Origin of the sequence: Mesorhizobium sp. B2-1-8, assembly GCF_006442545.2 — a bacterium.
Classification (GTDB): domain Bacteria; phylum Pseudomonadota; class Alphaproteobacteria; order Rhizobiales; family Rhizobiaceae; genus Mesorhizobium.
Genome location: NZ_CP083952.1, coordinates 4845485 through 4862374, shown reverse-complemented (window position 1 = coordinate 4862374; position 16890 = coordinate 4845485). Strand labels below are relative to the sequence as shown.

Annotated in this window: 17 protein-coding genes; 6 read left to right on the top strand and 11 right to left on the bottom strand. The window is 63.8% G+C overall.

What is annotated here, in order from left to right; all coding sequences use genetic code 11:
- Positions 1 to 819 carry a CDP-alcohol phosphatidyltransferase family protein gene (locus tag FJ970_RS23960; protein WP_140759333.1) on the top strand — a complete coding sequence of 273 codons (819 nt, stop codon included), beginning with the start codon at positions 1 to 3 and terminating at the stop codon, positions 817 to 819.
- Here FJ970_RS23960 and FJ970_RS23955 read toward each other — a convergent pair.
- The 4 genes from FJ970_RS23955 to FJ970_RS23940 all read right to left on the bottom strand — a co-directional run bounded on the left by FJ970_RS23955 (position 816) and on the right by FJ970_RS23940 (position 5220).
- Positions 816 to 1409, bottom strand: a complete 594-nt coding sequence (locus tag FJ970_RS23955; protein ID WP_140759335.1) for a TetR/AcrR family transcriptional regulator — start codon at positions 1407 to 1409, stop codon at positions 816 to 818. The genes FJ970_RS23960 and FJ970_RS23955 overlap by 4 nt on opposite strands.
- 80 nt (positions 1410 to 1489) lie before the next feature.
- A complete protein-coding gene (locus FJ970_RS23950) occupies positions 1490 to 2290 on the bottom strand; it encodes an SDR family oxidoreductase (RefSeq protein WP_140759337.1) in 801 nt (266 codons plus the stop codon).
- Between the two features lie 195 nt (positions 2291 to 2485).
- Positions 2486 to 4708, bottom strand: a complete 2223-nt coding sequence (locus tag FJ970_RS23945; RefSeq protein ID WP_140759339.1) for an AMP-binding protein — start codon at positions 4706 to 4708, stop codon at positions 2486 to 2488.
- A 104-nt stretch (positions 4709 to 4812) separates the two neighbouring features.
- On the bottom strand, positions 4813 to 5220 hold the full coding sequence (locus FJ970_RS23940) for a tautomerase family protein (RefSeq protein ID WP_140759341.1): 408 nt from the start codon (positions 5218 to 5220) through the stop codon (positions 4813 to 4815).
- A gap of 112 nt (positions 5221 to 5332) precedes the next feature.
- Between FJ970_RS23940 and FJ970_RS23935 the strand changes: the two genes are divergently transcribed.
- On the top strand, positions 5333 to 6196 hold the full coding sequence (locus tag FJ970_RS23935) for a LysR substrate-binding domain-containing protein (protein WP_140759343.1): 864 nt from the start codon (positions 5333 to 5335) through the stop codon (positions 6194 to 6196).
- Between the two features lie 201 nt (positions 6197 to 6397).
- On the opposite strand, the gene FJ970_RS23930 is transcribed toward FJ970_RS23935, so the two are convergent.
- Together FJ970_RS23930 and FJ970_RS23925 are read right to left on the bottom strand one after the other, a co-directional pair.
- Positions 6398 to 7306, bottom strand: coding sequence for a DMT family transporter (locus FJ970_RS23930; RefSeq protein ID WP_140765465.1), 909 nt, complete (start codon positions 7304 to 7306; stop codon positions 6398 to 6400).
- A 54-nt stretch (positions 7307 to 7360) separates the two neighbouring features.
- Positions 7361 to 8248 (bottom strand): DMT family transporter, encoded by an 888-nt coding sequence (locus tag FJ970_RS23925; RefSeq protein ID WP_140765463.1) that lies wholly within the window; start codon positions 8246 to 8248, stop codon positions 7361 to 7363.
- 338 nt (positions 8249 to 8586) lie between these two features.
- On the opposite strand from FJ970_RS23925, the gene FJ970_RS23920 reads away from it, so the two are divergent.
- The 3 genes from FJ970_RS23920 to FJ970_RS23910 all read left to right on the top strand — a co-directional run bounded on the left by FJ970_RS23920 (position 8587) and on the right by FJ970_RS23910 (position 10928).
- On the top strand, positions 8587 to 9168 hold the full coding sequence (locus tag FJ970_RS23920; protein WP_140765461.1) for a VOC family protein: 582 nt from the start codon (positions 8587 to 8589) through the stop codon (positions 9166 to 9168).
- A 27-nt stretch (positions 9169 to 9195) separates the two neighbouring features.
- Positions 9196 to 10056 (top strand): glutathione S-transferase family protein, encoded by an 861-nt coding sequence (locus tag FJ970_RS23915; RefSeq protein WP_140765459.1) that lies wholly within the window; start codon positions 9196 to 9198, stop codon positions 10054 to 10056.
- Positions 10057 to 10220: 164 nt separating this feature from the next.
- Complete coding sequence (locus tag FJ970_RS23910; RefSeq protein WP_227791890.1) at positions 10221 to 10928, top strand: response regulator transcription factor; 708 nt, start codon at positions 10221 to 10223, stop codon at positions 10926 to 10928.
- Positions 10929 to 10941: 13 nt separating this feature from the next.
- Here FJ970_RS23910 and FJ970_RS23905 read toward each other — a convergent pair whose 3' ends face one another.
- The 3 genes from FJ970_RS23905 to FJ970_RS23895 form a co-directional block, all read right to left on the bottom strand.
- Positions 10942 to 12045 carry a polyamine ABC transporter substrate-binding protein gene (locus FJ970_RS23905; protein ID WP_140765455.1) on the bottom strand — a complete coding sequence of 368 codons (1104 nt, stop codon included), beginning with the start codon at positions 12043 to 12045 and terminating at the stop codon, positions 10942 to 10944.
- Between the two features lie 62 nt (positions 12046 to 12107).
- A complete protein-coding gene (gene aguA, locus FJ970_RS23900) occupies positions 12108 to 13214 on the bottom strand; it encodes an agmatine deiminase (RefSeq protein WP_140765453.1) in 1107 nt (368 codons plus the stop codon).
- A gap of 181 nt (positions 13215 to 13395) precedes the next feature.
- Positions 13396 to 14913, bottom strand: a complete 1518-nt coding sequence (locus tag FJ970_RS23895) for a S10 family peptidase (protein WP_140765451.1) — start codon at positions 14911 to 14913, stop codon at positions 13396 to 13398.
- 191 nt (positions 14914 to 15104) lie between these two features.
- Between FJ970_RS23895 and FJ970_RS23890 the strand changes: the two genes are divergently transcribed.
- Positions 15105 to 15608, top strand: coding sequence for an OsmC family protein (locus tag FJ970_RS23890; protein WP_140765449.1), 504 nt, complete (start codon positions 15105 to 15107; stop codon positions 15606 to 15608).
- A 50-nt stretch (positions 15609 to 15658) separates the two neighbouring features.
- Here FJ970_RS23890 and FJ970_RS23885 read toward each other — a convergent pair whose 3' ends face one another.
- Both FJ970_RS23885 and FJ970_RS23880 read right to left on the bottom strand, forming a co-directional pair.
- On the bottom strand, positions 15659 to 15877 hold the full coding sequence (locus tag FJ970_RS23885) for a hypothetical protein (RefSeq protein ID WP_140765447.1): 219 nt from the start codon (positions 15875 to 15877) through the stop codon (positions 15659 to 15661).
- Positions 15878 to 16125: 248 nt separating this feature from the next.
- Positions 16126 to 16866: an SDR family NAD(P)-dependent oxidoreductase gene (locus FJ970_RS23880; RefSeq protein ID WP_140765445.1), complete on the bottom strand. Its 741-nt coding sequence runs from the start codon at positions 16864 to 16866 to the stop codon at positions 16126 to 16128.
- Between the last annotated feature and the right edge of the window lie 24 nt (positions 16867 to 16890).

The following is a 16890-nucleotide window of genomic DNA, read 5'->3' as shown; positions in this document are numbered from 1 at the left end:
GTGGGCACGCAGTATAAAAAATTCGAAGCCCATGCCAGCGGCGGTCCGCGCATCCGCGAGATCCCGATGCGCATGGTGCTGCCTAATCTCGTCACCGTGCTTGCCATCTGCGCCGGCTTGTCGGGTATCCGTTTCGCTTTCGAAAATCGCTTTGAAACTGCGGTGGTGATGGTGCTGCTGGCCGCTTTTCTCGACGGCATCGATGGCCGCCTGGCTCGCATGCTGAAGGCGACCTCCAAATTCGGCGCGCAGATGGATTCGCTGGCCGACATCGTCAATTTCGGTGTCGCGCCGGCCCTGGTGCTCTATGCCTTCCTGCTCGACCGTGCCGGCTCGCCGGGCTGGATCGCGGCACTGCTGTTTGCGATTGCCTGCGGGCTTAGGCTCGCGCGCTTCAACGTGCTCGACGACGAGAAGACCGAACGCCCGATATGGCAGTCCGAATATTTCGTCGGTGTGCCGGCGCCGGCGGGCGCCGTGCTGGTGATGCTGCCGCTCTATCTCTATTTCCTGCGCCTTGGAGTGGAGCCCAGCCGGCCGGCCGCCTTCGTCGCCACCGGCTTCACCATCCTGGTCGCTTTCCTGCTGGTCAGCCGGTTGCCGGTCTATTCCGGCAAGAGCATCAAGATCCCGGGCGACAGGGTGCTGCCGGTCATCCTCGCCGTCGTGCTCTACATCTTACTGCTGATGACCTACCCCTGGTACACGCTGACGGCATCGGTGGCGGGCTACCTGATCTTCCTGCCGTTTTCCGTGCGCGCCTATTCCAAGCGCGCCAGGCTGGAGGGCGAGAAGGTGCCGCCTTCGGATATAGGTTAGGGCCGCAGGCCCCGGATCAGCAAATCGGTCCAGGCGGACGCGAAGCGTTCGTCGCTGACCTCGATCGAGCGCTCGGTCCAGATCGCTTCGAAGACGCGGAACATGCCGACGCTGCCGACGATGACGGCGGCGACCGCGTCGCTGTCATGGGGACGCAGTTCGCCCTGTCGCTGACGCTCCCGCAGCCATTCGGCGACTGCGTGGTAGGTGCTCTGCATGATCTCGCCACGCGCCGAGGCCTTCAATTCCGGGAAGTGCTCGAGATCGCGCCACAGGATTCTGAGCATCTCGCGATTCGCGCCGAGTTTTTCCAGCATGCCCTCCACGACCCGGCGCGCCCCCTGATCGACAGCAAGCGCCTGTTCGCCAAGCTCGGCCCGTCCCTCCCGTGCCGTTCCGACAAACCGGTCGATAGCCGCGGCAAGCAGCGCTTCCTTCGAGGGAAAGTGCTTGTAGAGCGCACCCGAGCCACGCGACAGGCCGGCGGCCTCCTGAATTTCGGGAACGCTGGTTCGGTCATAACCGCGCTCGGCGAACAGGCGGATGGCTTCGCGTAGAATGCGCTCGCGTCCTGCGGATGGCGGCTTCATGGCTGTTCCTGTTCACTCCGATCCTGGTGGCGGGGATTCGGCGTCCGACAATAACATCCCCGTGCGAAATCAAGGATCGCTCACGGCGCGCTTCCGCCCTGCTCGGAAAGCCATGCCTTCCATGTTCTTTCTCCCAGCCGCTCGCTGGTTTCTACAAGGCCCAGGGCAAGGCTTATCTTTCGACTGACCGGAAACGGCAGAATGAGACGCCGCAGCCCGAGCACATCGCGGTATTGTCGAGCGAATGTCGAAAACGGCATCACTTCGGGTCCGCCAATCTGCGGGCGGACGCCGCGTTCCCCATCGCTGACAGCCTGGGCCAGATAGCTGGCGACGTCGCGCGTATCGACGGGATTTGAGGGCGAGGTCGGCAGCGGCCAGACCGGCAGCCATCTCAGCCCGGCCAGCATCTGCGCCAGAAGGTAAAAGAATGGGGTCGCGCGGATGACCGACCACGAGAGCGGCGACGTCCGCACAAGCTGCTCGCCCGCCAGCTTCACGCGGCTATAGGGCAGGGTGCTGAAGTCGAGGCCGACGATCGACACGAAGATGAAATGCGAGACATCGGCGCGCTGCGATGCGGCAAGCAGCCGCCGCGTGCCCTCGACGTCGACATCCGACGGACTGGATAAGAAATCGATCGGCCGCATACCGCGCCTTGCGATCGGCGACAGCGTCGCTGCATGGATGACCGTATCGATGCCACCAAGGGCCTCTTCGACGCCTTCGCCCGTTGCGAGATCGCCGAGCGCCCATTCCACGGAGCGGTCCGGCCCGGCTTTCCTGGCCAGCAACCTGACGGCGTGCCCGGACGCGGTCAGTGCCGGCACGAGATCGCGTCCGAGATGTCCGGTGCCGCCGGTGACGAGGACTTTTGCCATTCGGGATCTCCTTGCCGTGCAAAGGAGGTGTCATGTCGCGCTGGCTGAAACAGGCATGCCCAGCGTCTCTTGGCTCGGTGAGTGAGTAATCCCTCACCGGTGATTTGTCCATCTGAATCGCTGCGTCACGACGGCGCAGTCTCGGTCAGGCGATCCCGAAAGGGGGCGTTTATACGAGTCTGGCGTGGGTGATCACTAAGCTGCCACGCCAAACCCCAGCCGGTCGATCGCAAGCTTCCTGGTCGACACATAATCCGTCTTGCCCGAGCCGAGCACCGGGATTTCTTCGACCTTGACGATGTCGTTTGGCACCATCAGTTCGGCCGCTCCGGCCTTTTTGCCGAACTGTCGCAACTCCTCTGCGCTCGCATCGTCAGCGGTGGTGACCAGCACGATGCGCTCGCCGCGCCTCTTGTCCGGCACCGCCACCGCCGCGTGGCGTTCTTCCGGCCAAAGCGACTGCACCAGCATCTCGACCGCGCCCAGCGACACCATCTCGCCGGCGATCTTGGCGAAGCGCTTAGCGCGTCCGCGAATGCTGATGAAGCCTTCGCGGTCGACGGCGACGATGTCGCCCGTGTCGTGCCAGCCGGTCAGGGGCTGTAGCTCGCCGGGGCGATCCGCGGTCATGTAGCCCATCATCATGTTCGGTCCTTCGAGCCACAACTGGCCGGCATCATTGATGCCTTCGACCGGCTCCAGCTTCATGCGGATGGCCGGCAGCAACCGCCCGACCGTGCCGTCGCGCCCATGGATCGCGGTGTTGACGGCAACCACGGGTGCGGCCTCGGTCAGTCCGAAGCCTTCGATGATCTCGGCCTGGAAGCGTTCGCGATAGACGCGGCGGGTATCCGGCTTCACCGCCTCGGCGCCGGCGACGACGAAGCGCAGGCTGGAGAAATCCCCGTCCTTGGCGGTGCGCGCATAGTTGGCGAGGAACGTGTCGGTGCCGAACATGATGGTCGGTTTCACCTTGCGCGCGATCTCGGGGATGATCTTGTAATGGAGAGGCGAGGGATAGAGGAACAGTTTTACCCCGGTGACCAGCGGCAGGATGGTGCCGCCCGTCAGGCCGAACGAATGGAACACCGGCAGCACGTTGAGCAGGGTGTCCGCTGGCGAGATGGTGATGCGCGCCTCGGCCTGCATGGCATTGGCGAGAAGGTTCTTTTGCGACAGGACGACCGCCTTCGGCGTGCCCTCGGAGCCCGAGGTGAACAGGATCACGCCCGGCTTGGCCGCATCCTGCCGCTGCAGCGGCAGGCGCCACAGCAAGGCGGCCGCAAGCTTGTCCAGCGTGGTGACGCTGGTCCGCAGATCCTCCAGCCACAGCAGCCTGGCGCCGCCCTTTTCGACCGCCGCGACGACATCGGCGAGATCGGCCTTCTCGACGAAGGCGCGTGAAGAGACGACGGTGCGGATGACGGCCGTGCGGACCGCCGCGGTGACGCTCGCCGGCCCGGCCGTGTAGTTGATCATCGCGGCCACTCGGCCCGCCGACAGAAGGCCGACGAACGACAATACGACGCCGTTGGCGTTGGGCAGCATCACTCCCACCGCTTCGCCCGGCGCCGTCACCGCCTCGAAGCGCCTGCCAAGCACGCGAGCGCCGATGAACATCTTGCGGTAGCTCAAGGCCCCCGAGATAACATCTTCGATGATGGTGTGCGAGGCGCCGACACGGTCAGCGGCATCGCGCATGGCCAGGAACAGGCCGCGATCGAGGTCGGTGCCGAAAAGCCGGGCCTCGGCGACGCGGTCGAACAGCGCATTGGTATTCGAGGCCTGGTCCGGGTTGCGCGCCACCAGTTCGGCGATCGTCATCGGCTCCAGAACACTGATCGACAGCCGTGGAAACCAGCGACGCGGTGCCTTGTCCCTAGGTGTCAGCGAGACCGGCAGGCTGCGTGCGCTGGCGACGAAAATCGGCACGATGCGGGCATCGGCCTGCATGGCTATGCGGGTGACGGCGCGAAACAGCCGAAACGTCTTGACGTCGGGCTCGACCGCGTCCGGCAGGTAGACGGCCAGCCGGCCCTTGCCCTTCAGCACGCGCACCAGCCGGCGGCTGACGAAGACATGTTCGGCGTTGAAGGCAATGGTGCGGCCAAGTTCGCGCCAGGGTTCGAGCCAAGGCGAGCGCGCCGAAACCTCGTCGAGTATATGCAGCGTGTCGTCGGGCAGCAGCGACAGCATCAGCGCCGGCTCGAAGCGCGACTGGTGCGAGATGACATAGATGACCGGCACCTGCGCCTTGCGGGCGACCCTGATGCGATTGTCGCTGATCCGGTAGGCGAGCTTGAACGGCACGTAGAGCAGCGCCTGGGTGAAGCGCAGGCCGAGGCGGAATTTCTCAACCGCCCCGATCAGCAGCAAGGCCACAACCAGACCCGCAAGCAGCGCCAGTGTCAGGATCATACCGCGTCTCTCCCAACGATTTTGTCATTGCGGCTCTTGTACGGCCGCTTCCGGGGGCAGAGCCTAGCGGAAGTCGAGGCAAGGTCAATGCGGAAGGGGCGCCCTCACGCCGCCTTCAGCCGCCCGCTGATGAAACGGAACTCCTGCGTCTTGCCGCCATAGCCATAGGCGGCTGCCGGGACCTCGTGCACGAAAGCATAGCTTTCCTGGTGCACGCCGCCCAGCAGGCGGCCAAAGGCGTCGAAGATCGTCTTGAGATAGGCCTCCAGTTCGAGCTTGGTGTTGGTGCCGTCGACCACCTTGATGTCGAGCCAGAATGTGTTGGTGCCGTGCTCGGCGAGCGACTTGCCGCCAGCGAACCAGTGCTGTGGGTCGAGATAGGAAACGGCAACCGCGGTGAGCGTCGGGTCCTTGCGCAGATGCGCGGCGGTGATCTCGGTTATTTCTCTGGCGATCTCGGCGGACAGGGTGGCGTCCGGCTTGCCGGTGACGCTGACATTGATGATGGGCATTTTTCTTCTCCTTTGTTTGACCGGCGTCGGTCGCCGTTGGAGAGACCGTGCCATCATTCCAGAATCAAAAAAATCGAATTGTTTTCAACTTGAGATTCGATAATATCGAATTATGGAAACGCTCGATCCCGACCTGCTCAGAACCTTCCTTGCGTTCGTCGACAGCGGTTCGCTGGCGCAGGCGGCGGCCAATGTCGGCCGCTCACCGTCGGCGGTAACGGCCCAGATGCAGCGTCTGGAGGAGATTGTCGGCGAGCCGCTGCTGGCGCCGCAGGGCAGGGGGCGCGGCCTGACGCCCGCAGGCGAGGACCTCATAGGCCACGCCAGGCGCATTCTTGCGGTACATCGCGAGGCTTGGCTCGCGCTGAAAGGCGCACGCGCTGCCGGGCGCGTCGCCATCGGCACGACACAGGATTTCGCCGATAGCGGCCTGCCGGACCTGTTGCGTGCATTCGCCACCAGCCATCCGCGCGTCAGGCTCGAACTGCGTGTCGGCCGCTCCGCCGAACTGGCGCAGGCGCTGGAGGCCGGTAGCCTCGATCTGGCGATCGTCATGCGGCGGACGGCGGCGCCGGACGAGGTCGGCGTGCTGCGCGAGCCGATGATATGGCTGTGTTCGAGCAAGGGGCTGGCCTCGCGGCAGGAAGAATTGCCGCTGGCGCTGCTCGATCCCTATTGCGGGTTTCGCGAGGCGGCACTCGCCGCGCTCGATGCCGCGGGCCGCCGCTATCGCATCGCCGCCGGCAGTGCCAGCCTGGCCGGCCTGCGCACCGCGGTGAATGCCGGCGTGGCGCTGACCTTGCGAACCCCCCGCTTTGCCCATTCCGGCATTGTCGAGGCGCCCCGCGAACTTGGCCTGCCGCCTGTTCCGATGGCTGAGTTCGCGATCCGGCTGCGCGTCGGCGCCGATGCGTCCGCGAACGATCTGGCGGCGTTGCTGGCTGCCAACCTGGCTCTCTCCGGATCGCCTGGTTGATTTCAGCGAGGCCGCATTCCGCTATCAGCCTGTTGGCAAGGAAAAGCCGACCTGCGGTCGAGCCGGTCTACGCAAAGAAAAAGCCGACCTTGCGGTCGGCTTGGAGGTAGGACGGGCCGAGGGGTTTGGGGGACTTGGGGGGTGGCCCGTCGCACCAACAATGTCCGGGCAAGGTGATGGTTCCGTGACTTCCGAAATTTTTTAAGAAATATCTGACGACGCTTGCCGGGAGCGTGCCATCAGCCAGTCGCGGCCGGCGTGGGCAAAGACCGCGCAGAGCACGATCGCGCCGCCGACCATGCTGGCCATCGGCGGTATTTCGGCCAGGAACAGAAACGCAAACAAGATCGCGAACGGAACTTCCGCCGAGCCGAGCAGGCCGGATTCAGGCGCCGGGATAAGCCGCGAGCCTTCCGTCCACAGGATGGAAGCCAGCGCGAAGGACGCGCCGAACGTGGCAAGCAGAACCGAGTCCCTTGCTGAGACCGCCAGGGGATCGGTGACGAACCAGCCGAGTATGAACAACAGGAAGGCCGAAACCGCGCCGGCCCACACCACGGGCGTGTCGCGGAAGGCGCGCACCATGATCATGTAGAGCGCACTGCCGGCCGTCATCAGCAGCGCCAGCCCGTCGCCGAACAGGTTGCCGGTGCCGAAACCCGACCACACCATGATGGCGACCCCGCACAGCGACACGGCCGCGGCCACCATCGTTTGCAGGCGGAAAGGCTCGCGCACCAGCATCCAGGCCAGTACAGCGGCAATGAAGGGCGAGGTCGCGTAGATCACCGCGACATTGGCGACGAAAGTAAACTTGAAAGCCGAAATGAAGGCGATGCTGGCCAGCGCGCCTTCTACCGCCAGCAGCCAGCCGCGCCAGCCAAGCCGCAGCGGTTCGCGGTTGCCGGCACGGCGGCGGCGCCACAGCACGTAGAGGCTGATCAGGATCGCGCCGACAAAGCCGCGCCAGCAGGTGATCGTCAGCGGATCGGCATGGATCGACTTGGTCAGCACGCCGGTCAGGCCGAATACAGCCGCCGAGGATGACACGAGAATGATGCCCAGCGTGCGCTCGGCGACAGTGTCGGTGGTGGCTGTCAGATCAGTCATGCCGCAAGACTACGCCACTCCATCCTGACATCGTAGCGTCAGCAATAATGAACATCAAAGCCGCTTGCGGAAATGCTCGCCGCCGACGATCAGCAGGCCGGCGGCGACGATTAGGGCAGCACCCAGAAAGACCTCGCGGCGCGGCACGTCGCCCCAGATCGCGAAGCCGAGCGCGAACGCCCACAGCAGTGAAGTGTATTCGAGTGGCGCCAGGATCGATGCCGGCGTGCGCTTCATGCCCTCGAAAAGAAGATATTGCGCCATGCCGCCGAGTGCACCGACGCCGGCAAGAAGCAGCAATTGCGTCGGGTCCGGCGTATGCCACCACAACAAAGCCGGCACCGCCGAAAACACCAGGAAATAGAAATTGTTGAGGAGCAGCTGGATCATCGAGCGCTCGGCTAGCGCGGTCTTGCGCAGGAGCACGATGGCGATGCCCCACAGGAAGGCCGCCGTCAGCACAAGCACCACCGGCACGGACAGGCCGAGATGGGTGGGGTCGCAGGCGACGAAGACGCCGGCAAAGCCGATCAGAACCGCCAGCCAGCGCAGAATAGGCACCTTTTCGCCGAGCAGGACCACCGAAAGCACGGTGACGATGATCGGAGCCGCGTAATAGACGGTGGTCAGTTCGGCGAGCTGCAGGCTGCGGGCGGCATTGTAATAGCAAAGCCAGGCGGCAAGCGTGAACGCGCTGCGCACCAGCATCGGCCGCACGATCGGCGAGCGCACCGTTTCGGCGAACAGCGCCCGTCCGCCGATGGTCGCGCAGGCACCAAGAATGGTGATGCTGCGAAAGAACATGATCTGCCAGACGCTCATGCCGGTGACCAGCAGCTTGATCGAGGCATCCTGCGTCGAAAACAACAAGTAGGCGGCGCCGGTCAAAGAGATGCCGGCGAGAACCCTTTCGCGTGTATCGAGAATGGCGATATCGGCCATAAGGCGTGCGCCTGCTTGAATGAAGGCGGTTCCAGCCCCAGTCGGCTCCGCTCCTGCCAGCTATACGGGCGAAATCCCGCACTGCGCTGCTCCAGTACCGTGCTTGCGTTTGGGGCACGGGACGGCGGCGCGAAATACAGCCTGTCCCGGATGCGGCTTCTGGCGCGGCACGGCTGATTGGTTTAGCATCGTCTCATAAAGCGGAAACCGAAGGGCAGGCGCGCAGACGCCGGGGAACGGACAGGGAGTTGGCGCTCAGCTCATGCCAGATGTAGCATGTGCAGGCGCGGCCTGACCGGCCGCCTCTGCCAGAGCGGATATTTCGGGGGAGAAGGCCGATGCAGAAACTGCAGTCGCAAGGCGTCCATCACATCACGCTGGTCGGTGCCGGCCGCCAGACCTCGATCAATTTCTGGGAAGGTGTGCTGGGCATGCCTTTCATCTTCGAGCAGCCCAACCTCGACAAGCCGACCGAAAGCCATCTGTATTTCGATCCGGGCGACGGCCGCCTGATCACCATCTTCACCGACGAGACCCGCACGGCCGAGAAGCGTCGCACCCCGACCGACCCGGGCTGCGTTCATCACATCGCCTTTGCGGTGTCGCGCGTCACCTTCCTGCAGGCGGTCGCCCGGCTCGACGAGCGCGCCATCAAGCACAGCGGCGTCAAGGATCGCGGCTTCATGGATTCGATCTATTTCGAGGATCCGCTCGGCTTGCTGATCGAGCTTGCCTCCTACCGTTTCGAGCCGCCTGCCGGCTTCACCCATGCCGACGTCCTGATGGAGGCGCATAAGCTTCGCGTCGCGCGAGGCGACTACAACATCGCCGAAGTGCATCTGGCTGACGCCATCCAGGCGCTGGTGGAACGCGCGCGCGCGACATTGTCGGCCGACCGGGCACCCAAAAATCCATATTGAAGACTGAACAGGCAAGGGGAGGAACACGTGGCAAAGGCAGTGACGAAGAGCGCAAGGAAACCGGTAGCCAAACCAGCGTCAAAAGCCGCCGCGAAGCCGGCAGCGAAAGCAGCGACCAAACCAGCGGCCAAGACGGCGTCGAAGGCAGCCGCCGGCAAGACCGCGGCCAAGGCCAAGGCGAAACCGGCAAAGAAACCGGCACTGACCATCAGCATGCTGAAGCCGAGCGTCAACAACATGACCGTTCGCGTCTTTGCCCGCGCCGCCGGGCTCGACCATGCCGAGACCGATGCGTGGGGACACACGCGCTCGCCGGAATACATGGCGCGCAATCCGGCCCATCTGACGCCGATGATCGAGGACAAGGGCCTGCCGCGCGGCGTGCTTTGGGAGAGCTGCGCCATCATGCAATATCTTTCCAACAAACATGGGTTGGAGAAATTCTACCCCAAGGCGCCAGCCAAGCGGGCGATGATAGACAGCGCCATGTTCTATCTGATCGGCACGCTCTATCCCTATGTGGCGCGCGCCACCTATCCGGCGCTCGGCTTCCCGCAATATGCAGGCGAGGTCGGTCACAGTGATGCCCATCCGGACAGGAAATCGGAGGCGCAGAAGGCGGCGGTCGCCGCCATTGCCGAACCGCTCGAGGTCTTCCATTCCTTCTTCCGCGACGGAAAGCCGTTCATCGGCGGCAAGACCCCGTCGATCGCCGACATCCGCCTGGCGGCGACCCTCGAATTCCTCGCCGTCATCGACTATGCGTTGCCCAAATGGGCGAGCGAATACATGGCGGCAATGGAGAAGAAGCTCGGAAAGGCCTATGCCGGCCCTGCCGGCGACGTGCGCGGTTACATCGCCCATGTGAGGTCGCAGGCCAAGGCGTGATTCCAACCATCGATGGGCCATCAGCCGCGGAGGCGGCCGCAGGACTGATTTCACCGGTGGCGTCGCGGTTCCCCGCCAGCTTGAAGTTGGCGGGGCTTGCGTTAGTCTGGGCGCGGATGCAGTCGAATTTTTCTCTCGACCGGCTTGAACGTTGGAGCGGTGGCGTGGCCGCCGCGGCCCTGGCGGCAACGCCCGAAGGCTTGTCCGCCCGCTTCAGCGCGGCGGCAAGCATGCTGCTTGGCTCGGATCGTGTCTATGTTGGATTCTATCGTCGCGATATAACGTCCCTGACCATCGACGATGCCGGACCCGATCGCTGGAACCGCGACTATGATGCACGCATCTATCGCCAGGATCCCTTCTTTCAGAGGTTCGCCAGCACCAGACAGGATTTCCTGCTGCCGTTGTCGGCTCTCAGCCACGCCGATTTCCAGGGCACCCCGTATTATCGCGAATTCTATGGGCCTTCCGGCAGCTTCGATGAAATAACCGGCGTGTTCAACCTCGACGGACTGACCGCCGGCTATGTGACCTTTCTGCGACGCGACGGCGCGCCGCGTTTTGGCGAGCATGATCTGGCGGTGGCCGGCGCGGCGAGCAGCGCGACAAAGCTCATTCTGCAAAGGCTGCTTCATTTGTGCCGTCTTCGGGACAAGGGATCCGCAATCGAAGCCGCAGGGTCGCAACTCAGCGCCAGGGAAAGGCAGATCGCAAGGCTCTTGATCGAGGGCGGCAGCGCCAAGACGATTTCGCGAAACCTGTCGATTTCACCCGGCACCGTGCGCAACCACATCAAGCAGGTCTACCGCAAGCTCGGCGTGCACTCCCAGGTCGAGTTGCTGGCCGCCAGCTGGGAGGCTCCGCGCGACTGACGTTTCGCCAGCTTCACTGTCCCGTCACCACGCGTGTCCACATGCGGTTTTGCAATCGCAGCAGCTTTGCGTCGTTGTTCTCGACCACGAACAGCTTGGCCTTTACGTCATCGGGCGGGAAAACGCCGGGATCCTTGGCGACGGCCTGATCCATCAGCGGCTGGGATTCCGGGATCGCGTTGGCATAGGAAACATAACTGGAATTGGCCGCTGCGATATCGGGCCGCAAGTTGAAATCGATCCAGGCCTGGGCATTCTCCGGATGCGGCGCATCCTTCGGCACCGCCATCGTATCGAAGTTTATCAGCGTGCCTTCCCTGGGAATGGAATAGGCAATCTCCAGCTTCTTCGCGGATTCCGCCGCACGGGTCTTGGCCTGCAATATGTCGCCCGACCACCCCAGCACGACACAGATGTCGCCATTCGCCAGGTCGTTGATGTATTTCGACGAGTGGAAGTAACGGATATAGGGCCGCACCTTGCCCATCAAGTCCTCGACCTTGGCGAGGTCGTCCGGACTGGTCGACCTGGGATCGATGTGGAGATAGTTCATAGCCATTGGAATGATCTCCGCCGGAGCATCGATCATGGCGACGCCGCAATCGGAGAATTTCTTGACGACGTCGACGTCGAAGACCATGGCGAAGGAATCTGTCGGCGCGTCCGGCATCCGTTGCTTGACGGCAGCGACATTGTAGCCGATGCCGTCTGTGACGGCCATGTAAGGCACGGCGTGCAGGTTCTGCGGGTCCGCGCCCGCGATCAGCGACAGGGCTTGCGGATCGATTTTCGAGTGGTTTGAAAGCTTCGATCTGTCGAGCTGCAGGAAAACGCCCGCCTTCACCTGGTTCTTCAGGAACGGGAAGGCCGAGGGATAGACCACGTCATATCCCGAGCCGCCGGTGAGCAGCTTCGTTTCAAGGACCTCGTTGCCGTCATAGACATCGTAGCGGACCTTGATACCTGTCTCCTTCTCGAATTTCTCGGCCGTGTCCGGCGCGATATAGTCGGACCAGTTGTAGACGTTGACCACCTTCTCATCGTCCGCCCGAGCGACGCCGAAGCAGATGTCGCAGGCAAGCGCGACAGTCAGGATTGGGAAGAGCAGAGAGCGCATGGGTATCCTCCTTTCGCAGGTGCGGCGCACCGTTCCAATTTCAACTTCGGCACGCTTGCCGCTCAACGCCGTTGCGGCGCATAAACGGGTAAGGTGATACAGGCGACGTTGCCGCCGCCGAGCAGGATTTCGCGGGAGTTCTCGATGCCGACCACCTTGTGGTCGGGGAACAGCGTGGCCAACTGCTGTTTTGCCTGCCGGTCGAGATCGCAGCCGAACTCCGGCACGACCACGACGCTGTTGCCTGGATAGTAGTTGATGTAACTCGCCGCGATCCTGTTGCCGGCTGGCCGCGCCCAGGTCGAATCGACCCGGTCCACGCTCTCGCTCTCTTCCATCGTCGTCTCGATCGGGAGGGGATGATGCAGCCGATGCACCTCCAGGCTGCGGCCCCGCGCATCACGGGCCGAGCGCAGCACCTCTTCAGCTTCGCGCACGATCTCATATTGCGGGTCGTCCCGGTCTTCGGTCCAGCTCAGCGCGACCACGCCAGGGCGCACGAAGCAGCAGAGGTCGTCGACATGGCCATCCGTCTCGTCGAAGGCAAAACCACGCGGCAGCCAGATGACGTGATCGACGCCGAGATAGTCGCCAAGCCGGCTTTCCACCTCAGCCTTGCCGAGATGGGCATTACGATTGCGATTGAGCAGGCACTGCTCGGTCGTGATGAGCGTACCTTGGCCATCGCATTGCAAACCACCACCTTCGGCGATCAGCGGCGCGCGGTAGCGATCCATTCTCTCGACCTCGAGTACTTTTTGTGCAGCGAGGTCGTCCAGATCCCAGGGCGAATAGAGGCCGCCGTCGAAACCGCCATAAGCGTTGAAGATCCAATCGACGCCGCGCACTTCGCCTCGATCATTGACGACGAAATTGGGGCCACTGTCGCGGAGCCAGGAATCGTTGGTGGACATCTCCACGACGCGCACATGGCTGGGCAATCGCGCTCTTGCGTTCTGCCACTGGCGGCTGGATGCCGCCACCGTCACCGGCTCGCTTTGTGCGATCGCGGCGGCGACGTTGGCGAATAGCTTCTGCGCCGGCTTGGCGCCCAGACGCCAGGTGTCCGGCCGTTCCGGCCAGATCAGCCAACAGCCTGATTTGGGTTCGAATTCGCCAGGGGCGCGAAACCCATCCTGTCTCGGTGTGGTCGAGAGCGTATGTGACATTGTGAACTGCCGGAAAAATGGAACGACGAAACTTTCCCGGATCAGACGGTTTTGGGGCCTTGTCCGTCAATGTCCCATTTGGGATAGCTTGATCCCTGCGCCAGCCACTGGACCTGCGTTCGGCTGGGGCGAGCACCATTGGCGCCTGCCTTGGTTGCCCGCAAGTGCGATGCGCTATCGTTTACTGCGTCGCCTGATAAAGCTCCGAAGCGGCCTCTTTCAGCGCGCGCCGTCCGTCCGGCCTCAGATACATCATGTGCCCACCTTCAACGACGTCGAGGCGGATCGGCCTGGCGCCGGCGAGCGAGGGGATCTGGCTGACCAGATAACGCGACGCCAGGTAGGGAGTGACGAGATCGGTGTAGCCGTTGACGATGACGACGCCCAGCGCAGGATTCAAGGAGCGCGCCCGCTGCAAATCGTCCATCACGCCGGCATAGCCTTGGCGCGAGCCGCTCGTGCCATAGTCCCAGTTGTGGCTGATATCGCCGTTCAGCAAGCGGTAGCTGACGTCGGTGCGAAAGTTCAGCTCATCGCGCGCGTAGCCGACAAAGGCCGAGGTCAGCGCCGGCACACTGCGGTCCAGTACCGGATCGGGACCGGCGATGCGGGGGCTCTGGGGAGCGATGTCCGCCGTCGCGATCATGCCGTCATAGGGGCTGAGCACCTTGCCCGTGGCACGGGCAAACTCCCTTGCGAAGAGCGAGGTCGGGACGCGGGCGAAGTTGCGGTGAACGAGGTCGGGCGGCAGGCCGGTGATCTCGGCGACGCGATCGCTCGCCAGCCGCCCCCCTTGCTCCAGCCCACTGCTGAGCGCGGTGAGGTACTCGCCAAGTGCATAATGCTCGATCCCGGCGAGCTTTTCCCGCAGTATATCGCCGCTGACACCCTCGCTGCGCAGGCGGACCGCCGCGAGCGAGGGGAGTTCGAGAGCCCAATGAAGCGGCTCGAATTCGTCGGGCTGGACGAGGGTGAATTCCAGCGCCGGGGAGATCAGCACGATGCCGCTCGGGCTGATGCCGATATCTTCCTGCAGCGTCCTGGCAAGCAGCGCGGCCCGGAACCCGCCATAGCTCTCACCGGCGAGGAACAGCGGAGATCCCGTGCGGCCGTTTTGGGCGAGATAGAGCCGGATGAAGGCGCCGATCGAACTGGCGTCCTGGCTGACGCCCCAGAAGTCGTGCGTATCTTGGCCAGGCGCCTCGCGACTGTAGCCAGTTCCCACCGGGTCAACGAAGACGAGATCGGTCATGTCGAGCCAGCTGTCGGGATTGTCGATGAGCTTTTGCGGCGACGGGAGGAATTCCCCGTCAGCTCCGGTCGCCACGATGCGCGGTCCGAGCGCGCCGAGATGCAGATAGGCTGAAGCGGCACCCGGGCCGCCGTTGAACACGAAGGTGATTGGCCGCGGTGCTTCCGTCGCGACGCTCTCCCGCGGTTTCTGCGTATAGGCAACATAGAAGATCTCCGCCGTGATCTCGCCCTTGCCGGAGAGCAGCGGGACCGTGCCGGCCTTTGCCTGGTACTGCAGACTGCGCCCGCCAATGCTGATCGAATGGTCGGTGATCGCGGGCGGCGGCAGCAGCGACAGCACGCCGCCCGCGGGCGCCGGCCGCTCTGGCGTTTCGGCCAAGAGAGGCTGCGCGAAGCCGGCAAGCAGGAAGAGGACTAGGGGGACGAGTTTCAGCTTGGAATGCATGAGGCCTCCGCGGGAACGACTCCCGCATAGGTATGGCCGAGGCGAATGAAGTCAAAGAGAATAGGGATGGCGAGCCCTCTGCTGTCCCGCCGACACCAGTTACTGATAGCTCGGGTCGTCCTGCTCGGATTGGCTCACACGTCTTGCACGACCGTGCTATCAAGGCAGAAAGCCGTTCGAAAGGAACGAAAATGGGCGCAACCGAGCTCAAGGCCATCCAGGCGCCGCTGAAGCAGGCCTACCGCGACGACGCCGCGCAAGCACTGATCACGCTGAGGGCGAAGGGCTCGATCGACGAACAGTCGGTGGCCTGCAAGGTCGAGACGGGCAGGGCGTTGGCAATCGCCGGCCTGCATCCGGCAACAGGCGGTTCGGGGCTCGAACTGTGCTCCGGCGATATGCTGCTCGAGGCGTTGGTGGCGTGCGCCGGGGTGACGTTGAAAGCGGTGGCGACGGCACTCGAATTCAAGCTCGGCGCCGCGACCGTTGAGGCCGAAGGCGACCTTGATTTTCGCGGCACGCTCGGCGTCGCCAGGGACGCGCCGGTAGGCTTTCGCGCCATCCGGCTCAATTTCGATCTCGACACGGATGAGCCGCAGGAGCGGATCGATTCGCTGCTGAAGCTGACCGAGCGCTATTGCGTGGTGTTCCAGACCATCAACCAGAAGCCTGACCTGACGGTGAGCGCGCGGTGATGAATCACACGGCCCGCGGCGGAGGCCGCGGGCCTTGTGATTCCTGATGCTTACTGAGCTGACGGTGCTTCGGCGTCGCCTTCGTCGGTGAAGGGCGAGGCGCTCGGCACGCACTGCACGGACCAGCCGGCGGGTGTCGGCTGCTTCTGATACTCGGTGATGGCGGCGGTGCATTGTTCGCGCTTGTCGAAGGTGCTGGGCAGCACGACCATGCCGCCCTGCGGGCCGGCGATTACCAGATACCAGACCAATGCTGCGGTCGTAGCCATGGAGTTTTCCTTGTCTGCCCAGCAGGGCGCTTGGTGTGGGAGTCGTCCAATGCTAACAACTCCTCGGAAATGACGAAAGCATGACCACCGCCTTAGATCACAGGCGCGTCATGATTCGGCAGGTTTTCGGGCTGGGCGTGTTGCAACCGCCACAATTCAATCGGTCGCAAAGCAATGGAGCATCGAGAACTGTGCGGTCGTGATGACCCGTCATGGCCGCCTCTTCGGCACCGTCAAAGGCTCGAGTTTTATTCCGGTTGCCGGTAGGCGACGAAGCGGTTGTGCTTGGCCTGGAAGATCAGCCCGGTCTCTTTGAGGTCCGGGCTGGCCAGCGGCACGATGCGTTTGGCGATCTCGGAGGGGTGCGGCAATGTCTCGGGATCTTCACCGGGCACGGCTTGCGCGCGCATCGCGGTGCGGGTGGCGCCGGGGTCGGCGGCATTGACGCGCAGCGGCAGGTTTTGCGTCTCATGCGCCCAGGAGCGCATCATGGTCTCCACTGCCGCCTTCGATGCAGCGTAAGGCCCCCAGAAGGCGCGCGCCGAATGCGCGACGTTCGAAGACAGAATAATCGCCCGGCCGGCATCCGAAAGCCGCAGCAGCGGGTCGACGGAGCGGATCAGCCGCCAGGTCGAGGTGACGTTGATGGTCATCACCTTTTCGAAGGTCTTGGCCTCGACATGGCCGATCGGCGAGATGACGCCGAGCACGCCGGCATTGGCGACGAGGATGTCGAGCTTGCCCCAGCGCTCATGGATGGCGCCGCCCAGCCGGTCGATGCCGGCCATGTCTGCGAGATCGAGCGGGACCAGCGTCGCCTGGCCGCCGGCCGCCTTGATCTGGTCGTCGAGCTCTTCCAGTCCACCGACGGTGCGGGCAACCGCGATGACGTGCGCACCGGCGGCCGCCAGTTCCCTGGCGATGAAATAGCCGATGCCGCGCGAGGCGCCGGTGACGACCGCAACGCGGCCGGTAAGATCGAGGGTCATGCGATGGCTTCCGGAAATCTAACT